We start from the raw sequence: 19,209 nt of genomic DNA on the forward strand, positions 1-19,209 counted from the left end.
GTTTTCTTACGACCGTGGCCCTAGGAGGCCGCTTGCGCGGTCGCGAAGGTCTTACTTGACCTCGACGGAGGCGCCGGCGCCCTTGAGGGCCTCGGCGGCCTTGTCGGCGGCTTCCTTGTTGACCTTCTCGAGGACCGGCTTCGGGGTGCCGTCGACGAGGTCCTTGGCCTCCTTCAGACCCAGGGAGGTCAGCTCACGCACGACCTTGATGACCTGGATCTTCTTGTCGCCGGCGCCGGTGAGGATGACGTCGAACTCGTCCTTCTCCTCGACGGCCTCGGCGGCCGGGGCACCCGGGGCGCCGGCGGCGGCGACCGCGACGGGGGCGGCGGCGGTGACGTCGAACTTCTCCTCGAACGCCTTCACGAACTCGGCGAGCTGGATCAGGGTCATGCCCTCGAACTCGGCGAGCAGTTCGTCCTGGGTGAGAGCCATGATGGCTTTCCTTCCACTAAATCGGCTGGTGCCGGATGTACATGACTGGCGGGCGTACGTTCGGCCCGCTACGACCGCTGCCTGGCGGCGGCGGTCATGATGCGAGCCGAATTACTCGGCACCGCCCTGCTCGGCCTGCTTGGCGCGCAGCGCGTCCACGGTGCGGACGAGCTTCGACGGGAGCGCCTGGAAGAGTGCGGCAGCCTGGGACTGCTTGCCCTTCATGGCGCCCGCCAGCTTGGCGAGCAGAACCTCGCGGGACTCGAGGTCCGCAAGCTTCTTGATCTCGTCGGCGGAGAGGGCCTTGCCCTCCAGGACACCGCCCTTGATGACGAGATTGGGGTTGTCCTTGGCGAAGTCACGCAGACCCTTCGCCGACTCCACCGGGTCACCGGTGACGAAGGCGACGGCCGTCGGGCCAGCGAAGAGCTGGTCCTCCAGCGTGATCCCGGCCTCCTTGGCCGCAATCTTGGTCAGCGTGTTCTTCACCACGGCGTACTGGGCGTTCTCACCGAGCGACCGGCGCAGCGTCTTGAGCTGCGCCACGGTGAGACCGCGGTACTCGGTCAGCACGGCGGCGTTGGAGCTGCGGAACTTGTCCGTCAGCTCGGCAACCGCGGCAGCCTTGTCGGGCCTCGCCATAGAGCCTCGGCCTCCTTCCGGGTGATTCGGACCGCGCGGACCCGAAGGAGGACTGGGGAAAACGAAACGCCCCGGCGCAGGCGCACGGGGCGGACTCGACCGGCCGCACACGCGCTCGGCGCGCGCACTCCGGGAGTTCTTCCACTGTCACCTGCGCGGGTCGCCCACTTTTCAGCGGATCCTTCGGCCACCGCACCCTCGTACGAGCGCGCGGCAACGACCAGCGGTCTTTGGCTTCTGGAAGAGAGTACGGGACCCGGGCACCGTCGAGCAAATCGGGCTCTACGGCGCCCAGGTCCCGTGGCGGAGTCAGGAGCTGCTGCCGATGCCGGCCCCGGGGACGCCGGTGGCCGAGCCGCTCGACGTGTTCCCCGAGCCGGGGGTGCCGAGGGACTTCAGCAGGTCCTTGAAGTCCTTGGTGTCACTGGCCGGCGGGGCCTCGGCGGAGACCGGCACGCCGTAGTCGCTGTAGTAGGCGGTGCTGGTCAGGGCGCCCTTGGCCGTGTCCGCCCGCTCGGTCTTCTTCACCGGCAGGTTCTGGTCGTTGAGCCAGATGTCGATGGTCTCGGTGGTGATGCCCGCCTGGTCGAGCTGTGTCTTCAGGGCGGCCAGCTGGTCCGCGCTGAGGTTGCTGCTCCGGCCCGCGAAGTCGGCGACGTTCACCGTGCCCGCGTAGTGCGTCGCACGGACGCCGGAGACGGTCTCCTGGCCGACCTTCTTCACGTCGGGGGAGGCCAGCAGCAGCTTCACCGTCTGGGTCGGCGTGGCGTTCTGGAGCTGGTCCTTCATGTACGAACCGGAGGCTCCGCCGAACTTGGCGAGGTCGGCGTACGCGTACCGGAGCCAGTGCTTGCCGCCCGTCTTCTGGGCGAAGGTGTCGCTCATGTGCGCGTAGTACGCGTCCGCCAGGTAGCGGGCCTGAGTCGTCGGCGTGCCGGCCGCGCGCATCATCTGGGCCATCTGGCCGCCGGTGTACCTGAGGGTCATGTTGCCCTGGAGGCCGTGGGCCCAGTTGAGGGCGCCGGTTCCGGTCGCCGACATCACGTTGCCGAGGGACATCGTGGAGCGCACCTTGGCCGAGTCCGCCTTGTCGGTGGCCTGCTCGGCGCTGCGCAGCACGGCGGCGATGGGGCTGACGTGGATCGTGCCGCCGCCGGCCGCCTTGTCACCCTTGCCCGAGCCGGAGGAGGAGCCGCAGGCCGCCACGGACGTCAGCGCGGCGGCCACCGCCATGGAAAGGGTCACCCGGCGCACGGTCGTGCTCTTCATGTCTCGTCCCACCCCTGTTGCGAGTCGTTGTGCCCTGAACGTAGCCCAGGCCACTGACAGCCGTACGAAAGTTCCCGCACAGCCTCGTACAAAGAAAGGACGGGCCCCGCACCTCAAAGGTTGCGGGGCCCGCCCTCTCTTACGCGTACCTGACGCGGCTACCGGGGTGAGCGGTGGGCTCAGACGGCGGCCGGGTCCTCCTCGACGAGGAGGTTGCGGGTGCGGTTCGGGTCGACCGGGATGCCGGGGCCCATCGTGGTGGTGATGGCGGCCTTCTTGAGGTAGCGGCCCTTGGCGGCGGACGGCTTCAGACGGAGGATCTCCTCCAGCGCGGCGCCGTAGTTCTCCACCAGCTTGGCGTCGTCGAAGGACGCCTTGCCGATGATGAAGTGCAGGTTCGAGTGCTTGTCGACGCGGAACTCGATCTTGCCGCCCTTGATGTCGGTGACGGCCTTGGCGACGTCGGGGGTGACGGTGCCGGTCTTCGGGTTCGGCATCAGACCACGCGGGCCGAGGACGCGGCCGAGGCGGCCGACCTTGCCCATGAGGTCCGGGGTGGCGACGACGGCGTCGAAGTCCAGACGGCCCTTCGAGACCTCGTCGATCAGTTCGTCGGCACCGACGATGTCGGCGCCCGCGGCACGCGCGGCCTCGGCACGGTCGCCGGTCGCGAAGACCAGGACCCGGGCGGTCTTACCGGTGCCGTGCGGAAGGTTCACGGTGCCACGGACCATCTGGTCGGCCTTGCGCGGGTCGACACCCAGACGGAAGGCGACCTCGACGGTGGCGTCGAACTTGGTCGTGGAGGTCTCCTTGGCGAGACGGACGGCCTCGAGCGGGGCGTACAGCTTCTCCCGGTCGACCTTGGCGTCCGCAGCGCGGAGAGCCTTGCTGCGCTTGCTCACAACTTGCTCCTGTGTGTTCGTGAGGAGTCGTGGTCCTCGGGCCGAGCAGGCCCTGCCACGTGCGACCGGCTACGGCCGCATGACTGCTGGGGGGTTGAGGTCAGCCCTCGACCGTGACGCCCATGGAACGCGCGGTACCGGCGATGATCTTCGCCGCGGCGTCCAGGTCAGTCGTGTTCAGGTCGGGCAGCTTGGTCTGGGCGATCTCGCGGACCTGCGCCTCGGTGATCTTGGCGACCTTGGTCTTGTGCGGCTCGCCGGAGCCCTTCTGGATGCCCGCGGCCTTGAGGATCATCTTCGCGGCCGGCGGCGTCTTGGTGACGAAGGTGAAGGAGCGGTCCTCGTAGACCGTGATCTCCACCGGGATGACCCAACCGCGCTGCGACTCGGTCGCGGCGTTGTAGGCCTTGCAGAACTCCATGATGTTGACGCCGTGCTGACCCAGCGCGGGGCCGACCGGCGGGGCCGGGTTCGCCGCACCGGCGTTGATCTGGAGCTTGATGAGCCCCGTGACCTTCTTCTTCTTGGGAGGCATAGCTCTCCGGGTCCTTTCATTCGGGTCCATGCCCACGCAAGGTCGCGACCCTGACGCAGGCATACCGCACAACGATAACGGGTATAGATGCGCGGCCAAAAACCGAGCAGGTCAGACAGCCTGAGACGGCCGCCTGACCTGCGCGGAAGAGCGACGTCCAGAAATGGACTGGTTCTTCTGGATCAGTACTTCTGGATCAGTTCTTCTGGATCTGGTCGAAGGACAGCTCGACCGGCGTCTCGCGGCCGAAGATCTCCACCAGACCCTTGACCTTCTTCGAGTCGGGGTTGATCTCGTTGATGGTCGCCTGCAGCGTGGCGAACGGACCGTCGGTGACGGTGACCGAGTCGCCGACCTCGAAGTCCAGCACCTGGACCTCGACCTTGCGCTGCGGGGCGGGCTTGCCCTCGGCCTCGGCGGCCTCGCGGGCGGCCTTCTCCTCGGCCTCCGGGGCGAGCATCTTGACGATCTCGTCCAGGGTCAGCGGGTACGGGTCGTAGGCGTTGCCGACGAAGCCGGTGACACCCGGCGTGTTGCGGACGACGCCCCAGGACTCGTTGGTCAGGTCCATGCGGACCAGGACGTAACCCGGCAGCTTGTTCTGCTTGATCGTCTTGCGGTCGCCGTTCTTGATCTGGACGACCTCCTCCTGCGGCACCTCGGCCTGGAAGATGTAGTCCTCGACGTTCAGCGAGACGGCGCGCTGCTCCAGGTTGGTCTTCACGCGGTTCTCGTAACCGGCGTAGGTGTGGATGACGTACCACTCGCCGGGCAGGGAACGCAGTTCCTGGCGCAGGGCCTCGACGGGGTCGACGGGCTCGGCCGGCTCCTCCTCGGCGGCCTCTTCGGCCTCGGCGGCAGCCTCCTCGCCGGCTTCCTCGTCCTCTTCGTCCTCGACGTTCAGGGCAGCCTCTTCGGCCGGCTCCCCCGCCTCGGCCTCGGCAGCCTCGAACTCGTCCTGCTCGTCCGCGCCCTCGACGATGTCGAGCTCGTCGTCCACCGTCTCGGCAGCGGTCGCGCGCGACTCGATGGCGTCGTCGTTCAGGTTCGGGTCAGACACGATGGCTGCTTCTTCCTGGATACATAGGGGTGGAACATGCGAAAACGGGCGCCGGTACCACGGCGCCCTTCGCTCTTGGCTCAGCCGAAGACGTACTTGGCCGCGTGGTTGAGCCCATAGTCAATCACGGTCACCAGCGCGATCATGATGGCGACGAAGAAGATCACCACGGTGGTGTACGACGTCAGCTGGTTGCGCGTCGGCCAGACGACCTTGCGGAGCTCCGCGATGACCTGGCGGTAGAAGGTGGCGAGGCGCTTCAGCGGGCCCTTCTTGGCGCGCTTGCCGCCCTTGCGGGCCTTCTTCTTCGACTCGAGCGCCTCGTCCTGGGCATCAGGCGTGTCGATGGAGCCCACGGCGTCCGTCATTGTCCTCACCTGGTCCCGGGTCGTGGCCGTGCCGCGCCCGGTTTCTGAGCCGCACGGCGGTGCATTGCTGTACGTACATGCGCACACATCCTGGCGGTGTGTGTAGCAGGGCCGGAGGGACTTGAACCCCCAACCGCCGGTTTTGGAGACCGGTGCTCTACCAATTGAGCTACGACCCTTTGTGTGTCCCCCAACGTACCGCATCCGGCCGGGTGCGCGGTGTGCACCGGTTTCGGCGGCGGCTTCTGAAGGCCAACGAGGTGAGAGTGTACGTGGTCCACGGCCCGGCGTCGAACAGAAAGAGCCCGTCCGGGGCCACTTGACCAAAGATCGTCCTGGCCGGAGGGCGTATTCGGACCCGTGTTCACGCTTCGACCCCTGGTTGTTCAGTCCGTGAAACCCGTGTGCCGGGGACATTTCCGGTCTGGAACGATGGGCTCCATGAGCGCTGCAACCCCACCCACCGAGCGCCGGGTCTCCGCCCGAGTCGGCGCGATCTCCGAGTCCGCCACCCTCGCCGTGGACGCCAAGGCCAAGGCCCTGAAGGCCGCCGGGCGTCCGGTGATCGGCTTCGGCGCCGGCGAACCCGACTTCCCGACCCCGGACTACATCGTCGAGGCGGCCGTAGAGGCCTGCAGGAACCCCAAGTACCACCGCTACACGCCGGCCGGCGGCCTGCCCGAGCTGAAGGCCGCGATCGCCGCGAAGACGCTGCGCGACTCCGGCTGGGAGCCCGACGTCTCGCAGATCCTGGTGACCAACGGCGGCAAGCAGGCCATCTACGAGGCGTTCGCCGCGATCCTCGACCCGGGCGACGAGGTCATCGTCCCGGCGCCGTACTGGACGACGTACCCGGAGTCCATCCGCCTGGCGGGCGGTGTCCCGGTGGAGGTCGTGGCCGACGAGACGACCGGCTACCGCGTCTCGGTCGAGCAGCTGGAGGCGGCGCGCACGGAGAGGACGAAGGTCGTGCTCTTCGTCTCCCCGTCCAACCCGACCGGCGCGGTGTACTCCGAGCCCGAGACCGAGGCGATCGGCCGCTGGGCCCTGGAGCACGGCCTGTGGGTGCTCACCGACGAGATCTACGAGCACCTGGTCTACGGCGACGCCGCCGCGGTGTCCCTGCCGGCGCTGCTGCCCGAGCTGCGCGACAAGTGCGTCGTGGTCAACGGTGTGGCGAAGACGTACGCCATGACCGGCTGGCGCGTGGGCTGGGTCATCGGCCCGAAGGACGTCGTCAAGGCCGCGACGAACCTGCAGTCGCACGCCACCTCCAACGTCTCGAACGTGGCCCAGGTGGCCGCGCTGGCCGCCGTCTCCGGTGATCTCGAGGCCGTGGCGAAGATGCGCGAGGCCTTCGACCGGCGCCGCAGGACCATCGTGCGGATGCTCAACGAGATCGACGGCGTGGTCTGCCCCGAGCCCGAGGGCGCGTTCTACGCCTACCCGTCGGTCAAGGCCCTGCTCGGCAAGGAGATCCGCGGCAAGCGCCCGCAGGACACCGTCGAGCTGGCCGCCCTGATCCTGGAGGAGGCCGAGGTCGCGGTGGTCCCGGGCGAGGCCTTCGGCACGCCGGGCTATCTGCGGCTGTCCTACGCGCTGGGCGACGAGGACCTCGTCGAGGGCGTGAGCCGCATCCAGAAGCTGCTGGCGGAGGCCAGGGACTGAGTGGTCCATTTCTGGACAGGGGCACCTCCGGACCTCGGAGGTGCCCCTGTTCGTTTGTGCGAGCAAGACCACGTACGGGGAAACGGCTACCGGTGTGACAGGTGCGTACGGCAGGATCCTGGGATGGAGCGTGTACGTGATGTCTCTGAGCTGCCGAAGGCCCATCTGCACCTGCACTTCACCGGTTCGATGCGGCCGGGAACCGTCCTGGAACTGGCCGACAAGTACGGCGTACGTCTGCCCGAGGCCCTGACGGAGGCGCTGACCAGCGGTGAGCCGCCGAGGCTGCGGGCCACCGACGAGCGGGGCTGGTTCCGCTTCCAGCGGCTGTACGACGCGGCGCGCTCCTGCCTGCGCCGGCCGGAGGACATCCAGCGCCTGGTCCGGGAGGCCGCCGAGGAGGACCTCAGGGACGGCTCGGGGTGGCTGGAGATCCAGGTGGACCCGACGTCGTACGCGCCCCGGCTCGGCGGGCTGATCCCCGCGCTGGAGATCATCCTGGACGCGGTGGAGACGACGTCCCGGGAGACCGGGCTCGGCATGCGCGTGCTGGTCGCCGCCAACCGCATGAAGCACCCCTTGGACGCCCGTACGCTGGCCCGCCTGGCCGTGCGGTACGCGGACCGGGGTGTGGTCGGTTTCGGGCTCTCCAACGACGAGCGGCGCGGCATGGCGCGGGACTTCGACCGGGCCTTCCACATCGCGCGTGAGGGCGGTCTGCTGTCGGCCCCGCACGGCGGTGAGCTGACCGGCCCCGCCTCGGTGCGCGACTGCCTGGACGACCTGCACGCCTCACGGATCGGGCACGGGGTGCGCGCGGCGGAGGACCCGCGGCTGCTGAAGCGGCTGGCCGACCGGGGCGTGACCTGCGAGGTGTGCCCGGCCTCGAACGTGGCGCTCGGCGTGTACGAGAAGCCCGAGGACGTCCCGCTGCGGACGTTCTTCGAGGCAGGCGTTCCCATGGCCCTCGGCGCCGACGACCCCCTGCTGTTCGGCTCCCGGCTGGCCGCACAGTACGAGATCGCGCGGCAGGCCCACGGCTTCTCGGACGCCGAACTGGCCGAGCTGGCCCGGCAGTCGGTGCGGGCGTCGGCTGCCCCGGAGGACGTCAGGGCGCGGCTGCTGGCCGGCGTGGACGAGTGGCTGGCTCGCCCGGCGGCCTGAAGTGGGCGTAGGGCGGATATGCCTTGAAGCAGACCATCACCTCGATCGGATGCCCGCCGCCGGGCGGGTCGACCAGGTGGAAGACCGACCCCAGGTACGCCATGTGTCCCTCGCCGACACCCGCCTGATGCGGCCCGTGGCCCGCCGCCCGGGCGAGCAAGACCGCGGTGTCGGCGAACAGGTCCCGGTCGCCGAAGAAAAAGAGGGTACGCGCGTGCGTGGCGTGCCTCAGCTCGTCCCGGAAACCGGTCAGCTCCTGGCGTGCGCGCCAGGCGGCGGCGTCCCGCGCGGTGCGCGCCTCGTCGGTGCGGACGGTGAGCGGGGTGCCCTGCCGTAGCCTGCGCCGCAGTTCGGGCCAGTGACCGGCGCGCAGGCCGAGGCTGCGGTGGACGAGGACGAGGTCGACCGGCTCGCCGACGCCCTCGTCGGGCGGGACGCCGTCGCGCAGCGGCACATGGACGATGGTGTGCCGGGAGCAGGCGGCGAAGGAGAACAGGCCCGCGAGCCGGCTCAGTCCGTCGTGGTCGCCGAGCAGCAGGCCGATGGGGTCGGGAGCGCGCAGGGAGGTGTGCCGCAGGGGGTGCCGCGGCTGGACGACCCGGTATGCGTGCGGTCCGGTGCGGGGCCGGAACTCGCGCAGCCTCAGCCGCATACGGTGCTCCACGGGGCGGCTGTCCGGGTGCTTGTCATGTGCCCAGCGTGGGGGTCACGCGCGCGTGGGCGCAACGGAGATTCCGCCCAGCAGCGTCTTCGCGAGCCGCGCGGCGAACGCGTCGACCGGCGGCCGCTCCCCTGTGGCGGTCATGTCGTAGGCGAACGCGCGCTGTGCGCAGGCGCCCAGCAGCAGGTTGGCGGCGGCGAAGGTGTCGGCGTCGGCGCGGACGCGGCCGAGGGCCTGTTCGGCGCGCAGGTAGGCGTCCAGGTCCTCGATGGGCCGGTGCGGGCCGGCTCCGAGCCTGCGCAGGGCGTCGTCGTGGCGCCGTTTGAGCTGGGTCTCGGCGTACAGGGAGGCGCCGATCGGGAAGCTCTGCTCGTAGAAGAGCGCGGCCTGGCGGGCGATTTCGGTGAGGTTGCCCTCCAGGGTGCCCTGTCCGGGTTCGGCGGCGAGACTGGCCAGGAGGGGCGTGAGCCGGGGCAGCCGCTCGGTGAGCACGCGCACGAACAGCTCCTCCTTGCTGTCGAAGTACTTGTAGAGGGCCGCTTCGGAGCAGCCGGCCGCGCGGGCGATCTCCTTGGTGGTGGCGCGGGCGAGTCCGACGGTGAGCATGAGCTCGTGGGCGGCGTCGAGGATGCGGACACGTGCCGGCTTCGGCTCCATGGGGCGTCCAATCGGGCTTGACGAGTGAGTGAGTGCTTACCCACTCTAGAGGGAGGCAAGGGTGAGTGAACACTCACCCACCATCCAGTGCGGGAGTACTCATGAACCTCACCGTTTTCGGCGCCACCGGCGGCATCGGCCGCGAGATCGTGCGTCAGGCCCTCGGCGCCGGCCACCGGGTGACGGCCGTGGTCCGCGACCCGGCCCGGCTCGACGTCACAGGGGACACGCTGGAGGTGTTCCGCGCCGACCTCGCCGACCCCGAGGAGCTGCGCGCCGCTGTCAGCGGCCGGGACGCCGTCCTCTCCGGCCTGGGCGCGCGCAGCCGCAAGGACGCGGGGGTCGCCACCCGGCTGACCCGTACGGTCCTGCACGCCATGGAGGCCGAGGGCGTACGACGGCTGCTCGTGGTCAGCGCCGGTCCCGTCGGCCCCGCCGCAGAGGGCGACGGCACGCTCGACCGTGCGATGCGCGGTCTGGTCTCGGCCGCCCTGAAGGACGTCTACACCGACCTGCGCGCCATGGAGGCCGAGCTGGCCCGCAGCGCCACGGACTGGACGTCCGTACGGCCACCGCGCCTGCAGAACAAGCCGCTCACCGGCCGCTACCGCACCGTCGTCGGCGGCTTCCCGCGCCAGGGCCGCTTCATCGCACGCGCCGACGTCGCGCACGCCATGCTGGCGATGATCGACGACGAGGCGACGGTGAAGCAGGGAGTGGGAGTGGCGTACTAGGCGTGCGCCTCGCTCCCCGGTCTGTCCCTGCGGGCCGATGCGCTACAGGCTGACGCCGACCGTCACCGGCTCGTTGACGAGCGTGATCCCGAAGGCCTCGCGGACCCCGGCGACCACCTCGCGGGCCAGGGCCAGCAGGTCCTCGGTGGTGGCGGCGCCCCGGTTGGTGAGGGCGAGGGTGTGCTTGGTGGAGATGCGGGCCGGTCCGGTGCCGTAGCCCTTGGTGAAGCCCGCCTTGTCGATCAGCCAGGCCGCGGAGGTCTTCGTACGGCCCTCCCCCGCCGGGTAGGCGGGCGGCTCCACGCCGTCGCCCAGCCGCTCGCGCACGCGCGCGTGGAACGCGTCGAACTGCTCGCCGGTGAGGATCGGGTTGGTGAAGAAGGACCCGGCGGACCAGGTGTCGTGGTCCTCGGGGTCGAGCACCATGCCTTTCCCGGCGCGCAGCTTCAGCACGGTCTCGCGGGCCTCGGCCAGCGGCACCCGGTCCCCCGGCTCGACACCGAGCGCACGGGCCGCCTCGGCGTACCTGACGGGCGCCGACAGCCCGCCCGCGTCCTCCAGCTCGAAGCGGACGCGCAGCACGACATGGCGCTCGGGGTCGGCCTTGAAGCGGCTGTGGCGGTAGGCGAAGGCGCACTCCTCGTTCGTGAGCGTGACGGTCTCGCCGGCGCGCCGGTCGTAGGCGATGACCTCGGTGATGGTGGAGGACACCTCCTGACCGTAGGCGCCCACGTTCTGGATCGGCGTGGCACCCGCGGACCCGGGGATGCCGGCCAGGCACTCGATGCCGGCGAGCCCCGCCTCGACCGTGCGGGCGACGGCGTCCGTCCACACCTCGCCGGCGGCGAGCTCCAGCGTCGTACCGCGCATCTCGACACCGCGCGTGGCGATGCGCAGGGCGGTGCCGTCGAAGCCCTTGTCGCCGATGACCAGGTTCGATCCACCGCCGATGACCAGCAGCGGCGTCCCGCTGTCGTCGGCCTCACGGACGGCGGCGATCACCTCGGCGTCGGTCACCGCAGTGACCAGCCGCGTCGCGGGACCGCCCAGCCGGAAGGTGGTCAGCGGGGCAAGAGGGGCGTCGTGGAGTACCTGCACGGGCCCAAGACTACGAGACGGCCCCGACAGCCCGGCATCCACGCGGGCGGCGACGGCGGCGCCGAGGCCGGGACCGGGGGCTTCTCGGCACCGTGGGCGGGGCGGGGGCCTCTCGTCCGGTGGGCCAGGGCCTTGACGCAGGGTGGCGTCGAGGCGATCTTGCCTTCGTCCCCGGCCGGCCTGTCCGGGGCTACGAGGGCGCCCTCGCGGGGCGGGCGACCTCTGGTCCCGTCCCCGCACGCCCCGCCAGGAACGGCCCTTGCGGCATGACGCCTCGGCCCCCTGCCGCCCACGGCTGACCGCTCCCTGCCGACCGGCACGCGCGCGTGGACGGCACAGACGCATGTACGCGCGGGTGGAAGCCAGCACACATGCACGCGCGCGTGGCCTCCTCTCGAAGACCACGCGCGCGTAGGCGGTGTGTGCCCCAACTGCCGACCGTCGTCGGGCCACGTGAGCCGCCGGCTCCGCCTTCTCCCGGCTCCCCGGCATTCGGTCGCTGGAGGTCTGCCGGGTGGCGATCCAGGGTCCCGTCCTCAGCGGGCGGTGCTCTCCAAGGCGGTAGCCGCCGGGGCCGTGGCCACCGAGGCCCCGGCCGCCGGCGCCGCGCCCTCCGAGGGAGTGCCCTCCGAGGCGGTCGCGGGCGTCCGCTCGTCCGCCGCGGCGAGACGGGCGGCCCTGCGCCGGCCCGGTATCACCAGGGCAGCGACCGCGGCGAGGGCGACCACCGCCGAGCCGGTGACCAGGGCGGGCCGCAGGCCGTCGACGAAGCTCCGCGCACTGTCGTAACCGCCCTGCGCGGAGAAGATCGACGACATCACCGCGATGCCGAGCGCTCCGCCCACCTCCCGCAGCGCGTTGTTGGCGCCGGACGCGATGCCCTGCTCCTGCGGGCGGACGCTGGACATCACCAGGTTGGCGGCCGGCGCGAAGAACAGGGCCATTCCGACCCCGCTGACGACCAGGGCGGGAAGCTGGGCGGCGTAGGAGGCGTCCGTGGTGGCGACCGCGGCCATGTAGGCGAGACCGGCGGCCTGCAGGAACAGGCCCGCGGCGACGACCGGGCGCCCGCCGATGCGGTCGGAGAGGATCCCGGCGATCGGCGCGACGAGCATCGGCATGCCGGTCCAGGGCAGCATCCTGAGGCCCGCCTCGGTGGGCGAGTAGCCGAGCACGCCCTGCATGTACTGGCTGAGCAGGAAGATCGAGCCGAACATGCCGACGAACATCAGCAGGCTGGCCGCGTTGATGCCGGAGAAGGCGCGGGACCGGAACAGCCGCATCGGCAGCATGGGGTTGGCCGCGCGCGAGCTGTACAGGACGAACCCGGTCAGCAGCGCGCCACCCGCGAACAGCGCGGTCAGGACGACGGTGTCGGTCCAGCCGTCGGCGGGGCCGCGGACCAGGCCGTAGACGATCCCGAAGAGGCCGCCGCTGGCGAGCAGGGTGCCGGGGACGTCGAGCCGGGCGCCGGTGCCGTGGGACTCGGCGAGGCGGAGACGGGCGAGCGGCAGCGTGACCAGGCCGAGCGGCACGTTCAGCCAGAAGATCCAGTGCCAGGAGACGTGCTCGGTGAGGCTGCCGCCGATGAGGGGTCCGGAGGCGACGGCGAGCCCGTTGACGGCGCCCCAGATGCCGTACACCATCCCTCGCTTGGCCGCGGGGACGGCCGCGGTCAGCAGGGTCAGCGTGAGCGGCATCATCACGGCCGCGCCGACGCCCTGGACCGCGCGGGCGGCGATCAGCGAGCCGATGCCGGGGGCCATGGCCGCGGCGGCGGAGGCACCGGTGAAGACGGCGAGTCCGGCGATGAAGAGCCGGCGGCGGCCGAAGCGGTCACCGAGCGCCGCGCCGAACATCAGCAGGACGGCGAAGGTGAGCGTGTAGGCGCTCACGGTCCACTCGAGGTCGTCCAGGGCGCCGCCGAGATCCTTGCGGATGGAGGGCAGGGCGGTGGTCACGACTAGGTTGTCGAGGGCCGCCATGAAGCCGGCGACGCTGGTGATGACGAGGGCCCAGGCGGCGCTTCCGCGGCCCGTGCTCGGTGCGGTCTGCTGTGACATCTCTCCCCCAGAGAGCGATCTAGTTAGTTATTGCTTACTAACTTTCGTGCGCATGAAAAAAGGCAGGGCAGCCGCCTCGTTCCGCTACTTCTCCAGCCGGCCGGTGGTCCGGGCCGACGGATACATCCCCTGCCAGACCCGGTGCTGGGGCGGAAACCCCATGGCCGCGAGGGCGTTGATGAGCATTCCGTACGCCAGGAAGGTCGTGGTCTCGTTGTCGTCCGCTCCCAGCGGCAGGTGAACGGTGTCCCAGAGCTTCATCCAGGCCGTCCGCACGGCCTCGCCGAACTCATGGTCACCCTCCGCCTCGGCCGCCGCGACCGTGATGTACGTCTGCATCTGCATCTGCAGCTTCTCGGGCTGCTCCGTGATCAGCCGCACATAGGCGTTCGCCATGGCATGCAGGGCCTCCTCGCCCCGCAGCCCCTCGGCCGCCTCCTCGAAAACCCGGCAGGTGTCGTCGACGCAGCGCAGCGACGCGGCGGCGAAGATCGCCTTCTTGCCCGGGAAGAGCCGGAAGAGGTACGGCTGCGAGACCCCCACGCGGCTCGCGATCGCCTCGGTGGAGGTGCCGTAGTAGCCCCTCTGCGCGAACTCGGCGATCGCCGCGCGAATGACGCTCTCGCGTCGTTCCTCTGCACTCATCCTGGGCATGCGGCTAAGTTAGTACTCAATCACTAACTTGGCAAGCCGTCCGGACCGGGACGCACGTAAGGGGCGCCCCACCAGGGAGGACGCCCCTTACATCACCGGTTCCGGTGGAGCCGTCAGGCCAGCCGCACGACCGCGCGGGACATGCCCAGCACCTTCTGGCCACCGCTGGTCGCCGTGAGGTCCACGCGCACGGTGTTGTCGTCCAGCTTGGCCGCGACCTTGCCGCTGACCTCGATCAGCGCGCCCTGGTCGTCGTTCGGCACGACGACCGGCTTGGTGAAGCGGACGCCGTACTCCACGACCGCGCCCGGGTCCCCGGTCCAGTCGGTGACCACGCGGATCGCCTCGGCCATGGTGAACATGCCGTGCGCGATGACGTCCGGCAGGCCGACCTCCTTGGCGAACTTCTCGTTCCAGTGGATCGGGTTGAAGTCCCCGGAGGCGCCCGCGTAGCGCACGAGCGTGGCACGGGTCACGGGGAAGGTCTGCGCCGGGAGTTCGGTGCCGACCTCGACGTCGTCGTACGCGATCTTCGCCGTCATCAGGTCCTCACGCCTCCTCGGCCGCGCGGGCCACGAGCTTGGTCCAGGCGGTCACGACGAGCTCGCCGGCCTCGTCGTGCACCTCACCGCGGATGTCCAGGATGTCGTTGCCCGCGAGGGACTTGATGCCCTCGATGGTGGAGGTCACGGAGAGCCGGTCGCCGGCGCGTACGGGGCGGCTGTAGGCGAACTTCTGGTCGCCGTGCACCACGCGGCTGTAGTCGAGTCCGAGCTGCGGGTCCTCGACGATCTGCCCGGCGGCCGGGAAGGTGATGGCGAACACGAACGTCGGCGGGGCGATCACATCGGAATGACCGAACGCCTTCGCGGCCTCCGGGTCCGTGTAGACCGGGTTGGTCTCGCCCACCGCCTCGGCGAACTCGCGGATCTTCTCCCTGCCCACCTCATAGGGCGCGGTGGGCGGGTAGGTCCGTCCCACGAAGGACTGGTCGAGCGCCATGGCCCGGCACCTCCTGATGTCTGCTGTGATGGCCCCAAATTAGCCGGATTCCCGCCGGGGAATGCGCGGGGGGACGCGTGTGCCCCCTGGCCGCTGAAGCACGGGGGAGCCGAAGCGCCGGTGGGGCCGAAGCGCTGGTGAGGATGAAGCACTGGTGAAGCGGTGAAACGCCGGTGAAGCGGTGAAACGCCGCGAGGCCGCCCCCTCGGAAGGGGACGGCCTCGCGGACGAGCCTGTTTATCGCGTCTCGCGGTGCGCGGTGTGCGCGTTGCAACGCGGGCAGTGCTTCTTCATCTCAAGACGGTCCGGGTTGTTACGCCGGTTCTTCTTGGTGATGTAGTTCCGCTCCTTGCACTCCACGCAGGCCAGCGTGATCTTCGGGCGGACGTCGGTGGCAGCCACGTGAGTGCTCCTAAGACGAACGGGTGGACTAATTCAACGCAAGAAAGAGTAGCCGATCGAAGGACCGACCCCGCAATCGGCTACTGTCAGTAGCGGTGACCGGACTTGAACCGGTGACACAGCGATTATGAGCCGCTTGCTCTACCGACTGAGCTACACCGCTGTGATGTGATCGGACCCCGCCTTTCGACGGGAACCTCTCACACCAGAGCCCCAAAACGGAATCGAACCGTTGACCTTCTCCTTACCATGGAGACGCTCTGCCGACTGAGCTATTGGGGCGAGCGATGAAGACATTACACGGTCCGCCGCCGTTCACCCAAATCCGTATCCGGCGGCTCCCGGCAACTCCCACCCCAGCGCTCGCAGCGGCCCCAGTGTCGCCGCACGGAGCACAGGGAGCGCGCGGAGCGGGAGCGGCGGCACGCGCGCGTGGGCCTCATCGGGGAGAGCCGGGCCACGCGGGTGGGCGACACGTGTACTGCCATGGGCGGACCAACCGGTACGACTATTGCGCTCCTGCGCGCCCGGCGCGGCTCGCCACCCTAGGCTCGACTCGCTCTGCGTGATCTTGGGGCCCGGGCCCCGGTGTCTCACGCGGGCCCGCCCGAGCCCCCGGCCCCCTCCTGGAGCGCGATGCCCGACAGCCAGCCGCAGCCCCACCCGCCGTCGAACTCCTCGGGCTCCTCGGGCCAGTCCGACCCGGCCGCCCTGCTGCTGTGCGGGGCGCGCCTCACCGACGGCCGGACGGTGGACGTACGGCTGGGCGGCGGGCGCATCGAGGCGGTGGGCACGGCCGGCAGTCTGGCGCCGGGCCCGGCCCGGACGGGCGCCACGCGCGTGGACCTGAACGGCTACCTGCTCCTGCCGGCCCCGGCGGAACCGCACGCCCACGGCGACACCGCGCTGTCCGCCGAGCGCCCCGGCCCGGTGTCTTACGCCCCCGAGGACGTCCAGCGCCGGGCTACGGAGGCGGCCCTGCTGCAGCTCGGCCACGGCGCGACGGCGGCACGCGCGCACGTGCGCGTGGGCGATGTGCAGGGGCTCGGCGCGCTGGGCGCCGTCCTGCAGGCACGGCGCTCGCTGCGCGGGCTCGCCGAGCTGACGGCGGTGGCGATGCCACGGCTGCTGACCGGGGTGGCCGGGGCCGACGGGCTGGCGATGCTGCGCGACGCGCTCAAGATGGGCGCGTCCGTGGTGGGCGGCTGCCCCGACCTGGACCCCGACCCCACGGGCTATGTGGAGGCGGTCCTGGAGGTCGCCTCCGAGCACGGCTGCCCGGTGGACCTGCACACGGACGCCTCCGACCCGGCCCGGCTGTCCCGGCTCGCGGCCATGGCCGGGGGCCTGCGCCCCGGCGTGACGATCGGACCGTGCGCCGGTCTCGCGCGCCTGCCCACCGAGGCCGCCTCCCGCGCCGCGGACCAGCTCGCGGCGGCCGGCGTGACGGTCGTGTGCCTCCCGCAGGGCAGCTGCTGCGGCGCCGACCGCCGGGGCGCCGCCCCGGTACGGCTGCTGCGCGCGGCCGGAGTGCGCGTGTCCGCCGGCAGCGGCGCCCTGCGCGACGCCGCCAACCCCGTGGGCCGCGGTGATCCCCTGGAGGCCGCCTACCTCCTCGCCTCCACCCACGGCCTGCGCCCGGAGGACGCCTACGACGCCGTCAGCAGCTCGGCCCGCGCCACGCTCGGACTGCCGGAGGTACGCGTGGAGGCCGGCTTCCCCGCCGACCTCCTCGCCGTACGCGGCAACCGCCTGGCCGGCGCCCTGTCGTTGGCCTACAGCCGGATCGTGGTCCACCGGGGCCGGGTGGTGGCCCGCACGAGTGCGGTACGCGAGTACTGCAACTCGGTTGCCACGGCGGAGCTCGGGTTGCCGCGGCAGGGGCGGGGCGAGTTGTCGTGAGGGGGGTGGTGCGGGGGCGGGAGTCGGCGCCTGGGAGCGCGGGCGAGGGGGGCGTGCGGTGGGGGGTGCGTGCGCGGGGGGCACGGGCGGGGGGCCGTGCGTGCCCGGCGCGTACCCGTGGGTGCGAGCCCGGAGATGCGCTCCCGGCGGCGCGTCCGTGGGCGTGAGCCCGTCGGCATGGTCGTTGGCGTGAGGCGGCGCGGTTCTGCCACGCCGGGCAACCCATGCGGCGGATGCGCCCCGTCCGGCGTACGGTCGGAATCATGCGCATTGTCATCGCTGGTGGTCATGGTCAGATCGCGCTGCGGCTGGAGCGCCTGCTCTCCGCGCGCGGGGACGAGGTCGCGGGGATCATCCGCAGGTCCGAACAGGGCGACGACCTGCGGGCGGCGGGCGCCGAACCGGTGTTGCTCGACCTGGAGTCCGCCTCGGTGGAGGAGGTCGCGGCGCACCTGCAGGGCGCCGACGCGGCGGTCTTCGCGGCCGGCGCGGGCCCGGGCAGCGGGGCGGCCCGCAAGGAGACGGTGGACAGGGGCGCGGCGGTGCTGTTCGCGGACGCGGCCGTTCGCGCGCGCGTGCGCCGGTTCCTGGTCGTGTCCTCGATGGGCGCGGATCCCGCGCACCGGGGCGACGACGTCTTCGACGCGTACCTGCGCGCCAAGGGCGAGGCGGACGCGTACATCGCCCGCCAGGAGGCCCTGGACTGGACGATCCTGCGCCCCGGCTCGCTGACGGACGACGCCGGTACCGGTCAGGTCCGTCTGGAGGCGCACACAGGGCGCGGCGCGATCCCCCGGGACGATGTGGCGGCCGTACTCGCGGAGTTGGTGGACACCCCGGCGACGGCCGGCCTGACGCTGGAGCTGATCAGCGGATCGGCACCGGTGTCGGTGGCGGTGAAGTCGGTGGCCGGGAACTGACGCAGGCCTCCGGCCGTTGAACGGACAGGTCCCGCCACCGAGCCGTCTGCGCCGTCCACTTGTCCCCGCGTCAGCTCACCCGCCCGCGCACGCAGGCCAACTCGCCAGCAGTCTCGCTCCGCCTCCTCGTGACTCGGACTCCTCGTGACTCAGAACAGAGGCAGCTGCCCGGGAAACTCCGGTACGGCGAATCCGTCCAACGCGGGCTGGGCGGCCCCGAGTCGGGCCTGCCGCCGTGACCCGGCGCAGGAGACGAGTTCGCCGTTCTGCCGTGCGCCGGGCGGGTCGTGCCGCGCGTAGCGGCCCGCGACGACGGCGATGTCGCGGTGGCACACAGGGCAGGTTCCGCGTCGGGAGGACATGCCGTCAGTGTGCCCGCACCGGCGCCGGCGCGACACCGCCGTCAGGTGCGGGTCTCGGCCTCCCAGCGATCGGGGCCCACCCCGCGCCAGTCGATCAGCGGCGAGTCGGCCACCTGCTCCGGCTCGATCTCCAGCCCCGCGCGGCGCAGGAACTCCACCAGGTCCGCGACACTGTGCGCCAGGCCGAGGATCTCGCCGTCCACCCGGACCCGGCGGCCGCCGGTCGGGGACGGCAGGTGCACGATGATGGGGCGTTTCCCGGCCATGGCTCCAGCATCGTCCGGACCGTCCGGGCGTGCACCCGGACCGGTCATTCCAGTATTCCCAGCGCGGTGTCGGGGCGGCACAGCGGGCATGCGGCGACTCCTCCTTCGGTGAGCGCACGGACCGCCTGGTTCCGCCCGACCTCCTTGGCCCGCCCGCCGGCGCCGGTACAGCCGCCGACGTGGACGTACACCGCGGTGCGGCCGTTCAGGCCGCGCTCGATCAGCCAGTCCGGAGCGGCCTGCCGGGTGGCGAGACGGCGCTGCCGTTCGGCTTCCCTGCGTTCCTCGTCCGCGATCCACCGGTCCATCAGGGCGAGCTGCCGCGCGGCCTGGTGTTCGACGACGCGGCGGGCGAAACGCAGCATGTCGAGACGCGTCAGCGGACGGTCATCGTTCACACGTTCGATTCTAGTGAGGATACCCGGAAGTGCGACCAGCGGGA

23 protein-coding genes and 3 tRNA genes are annotated in these 19,209 nt (G+C 71.1%); 5 read left to right on the plus strand and 21 right to left on the minus strand.

Translation table 11 applies throughout. The features are described from left to right. Window positions 1-51: 51 nt before the first annotated feature. From rplL to ABB07_RS15965, 8 genes are all read right to left on the minus strand, one after another. The gene (gene rplL, locus ABB07_RS15930) at window positions 52-435 is read right to left on the minus strand and encodes a 50S ribosomal protein L7/L12 (protein WP_398001933.1); all 384 of its coding nucleotides are present in this window, start codon (window positions 433-435) and stop codon (window positions 52-54) included. A gap of 111 nt (window positions 436-546) precedes the next feature. After that, a complete protein-coding gene (rplJ, locus tag ABB07_RS15935; RefSeq protein WP_208899324.1) occupies window positions 547-1,077 on the minus strand; it encodes a 50S ribosomal protein L10 in 531 nt (176 codons plus the stop codon). A gap of 309 nt (window positions 1,078-1,386) precedes the next feature. After that, window positions 1,387-2,346 (minus strand): SCO4651 family lipoprotein, encoded by a 960-nt coding sequence (locus ABB07_RS15940; protein WP_208899325.1) that lies wholly within the window; start codon window positions 2,344-2,346, stop codon window positions 1,387-1,389. A 179-nt stretch (window positions 2,347-2,525) separates the two neighbouring features. Then, the gene (gene rplA / locus ABB07_RS15945) at window positions 2,526-3,251 is read right to left on the minus strand and encodes a 50S ribosomal protein L1 (RefSeq protein ID WP_055706206.1); all 726 of its coding nucleotides are present in this window, start codon (window positions 3,249-3,251) and stop codon (window positions 2,526-2,528) included. A gap of 100 nt (window positions 3,252-3,351) precedes the next feature. Next, window positions 3,352-3,786, minus strand: a complete 435-nt coding sequence (gene rplK, locus ABB07_RS15950) for a 50S ribosomal protein L11 (protein WP_208899326.1) — start codon at window positions 3,784-3,786, stop codon at window positions 3,352-3,354. Window positions 3,787-3,982: 196 nt separating this feature from the next. After that, the gene (nusG, locus tag ABB07_RS15955) at window positions 3,983-4,846 is read right to left on the minus strand and encodes a transcription termination/antitermination protein NusG (RefSeq protein ID WP_208899327.1); all 864 of its coding nucleotides are present in this window, start codon (window positions 4,844-4,846) and stop codon (window positions 3,983-3,985) included. A gap of 80 nt (window positions 4,847-4,926) precedes the next feature. After that, window positions 4,927-5,214 carry a preprotein translocase subunit SecE gene (secE, locus tag ABB07_RS15960; protein WP_208899328.1) on the minus strand — a complete coding sequence of 96 codons (288 nt, stop codon included), beginning with the start codon at window positions 5,212-5,214 and terminating at the stop codon, window positions 4,927-4,929. A 106-nt stretch (window positions 5,215-5,320) separates the two neighbouring features. Next, window positions 5,321-5,393 (minus strand) — tRNA-Trp (locus ABB07_RS15965). Window positions 5,394-5,655: 262 nt separating this feature from the next. On the opposite strand from ABB07_RS15965, the gene ABB07_RS15970 reads away from it, so the two are divergent. Further along, window positions 5,656-6,882: a pyridoxal phosphate-dependent aminotransferase gene (locus ABB07_RS15970; RefSeq protein ID WP_208899329.1), complete on the plus strand. Its 1,227-nt coding sequence runs from the start codon at window positions 5,656-5,658 to the stop codon at window positions 6,880-6,882. 123 nt (window positions 6,883-7,005) lie between these two features. Next, on the plus strand, window positions 7,006-8,046 hold the full coding sequence (locus ABB07_RS15975; protein WP_208899330.1) for an adenosine deaminase: 1,041 nt from the start codon (window positions 7,006-7,008) through the stop codon (window positions 8,044-8,046). On the opposite strand, the gene ABB07_RS15980 is transcribed toward ABB07_RS15975, so the two are convergent. Further along, window positions 7,991-8,698, minus strand: coding sequence for a hypothetical protein (locus ABB07_RS15980; RefSeq protein WP_208899331.1), 708 nt, complete (start codon window positions 8,696-8,698; stop codon window positions 7,991-7,993). The genes ABB07_RS15975 and ABB07_RS15980 overlap by 56 nt on opposite strands. A 54-nt stretch (window positions 8,699-8,752) precedes the next feature. After that, window positions 8,753-9,364 carry a TetR/AcrR family transcriptional regulator gene (locus ABB07_RS15985; RefSeq protein WP_208899332.1) on the minus strand — a complete coding sequence of 204 codons (612 nt, stop codon included), beginning with the start codon at window positions 9,362-9,364 and terminating at the stop codon, window positions 8,753-8,755. A gap of 101 nt (window positions 9,365-9,465) precedes the next feature. On the opposite strand from ABB07_RS15985, the gene ABB07_RS15990 reads away from it, so the two are divergent. Further along, window positions 9,466-10,098 carry an NAD(P)-dependent oxidoreductase gene (locus ABB07_RS15990; RefSeq protein ID WP_208899333.1) on the plus strand — a complete coding sequence of 211 codons (633 nt, stop codon included), beginning with the start codon at window positions 9,466-9,468 and terminating at the stop codon, window positions 10,096-10,098. 42 nt (window positions 10,099-10,140) lie between these two features. Here the strand turns inward: ABB07_RS15990 and ABB07_RS15995 are convergent, their stop codons facing one another. The 8 genes from ABB07_RS15995 to ABB07_RS16030 all read right to left on the minus strand — a co-directional run bounded on the left by ABB07_RS15995 (window position 10,141) and on the right by ABB07_RS16030 (window position 15,599). Then, entirely contained in the window at window positions 10,141-11,196 is a 1,056-nt protein-coding gene (locus ABB07_RS15995; protein WP_208899334.1) for a UDP-N-acetylmuramate dehydrogenase, read from the minus strand. A 536-nt stretch (window positions 11,197-11,732) separates the two neighbouring features. After that, window positions 11,733-13,259 carry a DHA2 family efflux MFS transporter permease subunit gene (locus ABB07_RS16000; protein ID WP_208899335.1) on the minus strand — a complete coding sequence of 509 codons (1,527 nt, stop codon included), beginning with the start codon at window positions 13,257-13,259 and terminating at the stop codon, window positions 11,733-11,735. Window positions 13,260-13,343: 84 nt separating this feature from the next. After that, window positions 13,344-13,913, minus strand: coding sequence for a TetR/AcrR family transcriptional regulator (locus tag ABB07_RS16005; RefSeq protein ID WP_208899336.1), 570 nt, complete (start codon window positions 13,911-13,913; stop codon window positions 13,344-13,346). Window positions 13,914-14,026: 113 nt separating this feature from the next. After that, window positions 14,027-14,455: a MaoC family dehydratase gene (locus ABB07_RS16010; RefSeq protein WP_208899337.1), complete on the minus strand. Its 429-nt coding sequence runs from the start codon at window positions 14,453-14,455 to the stop codon at window positions 14,027-14,029. 7 nt (window positions 14,456-14,462) lie between these two features. Next, window positions 14,463-14,915: a MaoC family dehydratase N-terminal domain-containing protein gene (locus ABB07_RS16015; protein ID WP_208899338.1), complete on the minus strand. Its 453-nt coding sequence runs from the start codon at window positions 14,913-14,915 to the stop codon at window positions 14,463-14,465. Window positions 14,916-15,152: 237 nt separating this feature from the next. Then, entirely contained in the window at window positions 15,153-15,317 is a 165-nt protein-coding gene (gene rpmG / locus ABB07_RS16020; RefSeq protein WP_003948671.1) for a 50S ribosomal protein L33, read from the minus strand. Between the two features lie 90 nt (window positions 15,318-15,407). Further along, window positions 15,408-15,480 (minus strand) — tRNA-Met (locus tag ABB07_RS16025). Between the two features lie 46 nt (window positions 15,481-15,526). Further along, window positions 15,527-15,599: transfer RNA gene (locus ABB07_RS16030), tRNA-Thr, on the minus strand. 354 nt (window positions 15,600-15,953) lie between these two features. Between ABB07_RS16030 and ABB07_RS16035 the strand changes: the two genes are divergently transcribed. Both ABB07_RS16035 and ABB07_RS16040 read left to right on the plus strand, forming a co-directional pair. Beyond that, window positions 15,954-17,219 (plus strand): amidohydrolase family protein, encoded by a 1,266-nt coding sequence (locus ABB07_RS16035; protein ID WP_208899339.1) that lies wholly within the window; start codon window positions 15,954-15,956, stop codon window positions 17,217-17,219. Between the two features lie 263 nt (window positions 17,220-17,482). Further along, the gene (locus ABB07_RS16040) at window positions 17,483-18,139 is read left to right on the plus strand and encodes an SDR family oxidoreductase (RefSeq protein WP_208899340.1); all 657 of its coding nucleotides are present in this window, start codon (window positions 17,483-17,485) and stop codon (window positions 18,137-18,139) included. Window positions 18,140-18,288: 149 nt separating this feature from the next. Here ABB07_RS16040 and ABB07_RS16045 read toward each other — a convergent pair whose 3' ends face one another. Genes ABB07_RS16045 through ABB07_RS16055 form a run of 3 tightly spaced genes read right to left on the minus strand, consistent with a single transcriptional unit; the run spans window position 18,289 to window position 19,165 of the window. Next, entirely contained in the window at window positions 18,289-18,501 is a 213-nt protein-coding gene (locus ABB07_RS16045; protein ID WP_208899341.1) for a hypothetical protein, read from the minus strand. A gap of 41 nt (window positions 18,502-18,542) precedes the next feature. Beyond that, window positions 18,543-18,767 carry a hypothetical protein gene (locus ABB07_RS16050; RefSeq protein WP_208899342.1) on the minus strand — a complete coding sequence of 75 codons (225 nt, stop codon included), beginning with the start codon at window positions 18,765-18,767 and terminating at the stop codon, window positions 18,543-18,545. Window positions 18,768-18,811: 44 nt separating this feature from the next. After that, window positions 18,812-19,165, minus strand: a complete 354-nt coding sequence (locus ABB07_RS16055) for a DUF6233 domain-containing protein (protein WP_208899343.1) — start codon at window positions 19,163-19,165, stop codon at window positions 18,812-18,814. Window positions 19,166-19,209: the final 44 nt, after the last annotated feature.

It is taken from the genome of Streptomyces incarnatus, from assembly GCF_001027185.1.
Taxonomy (GTDB): Bacteria; Actinomycetota; Actinomycetes; order Streptomycetales; family Streptomycetaceae; genus Streptomyces; species Streptomyces puniciscabiei.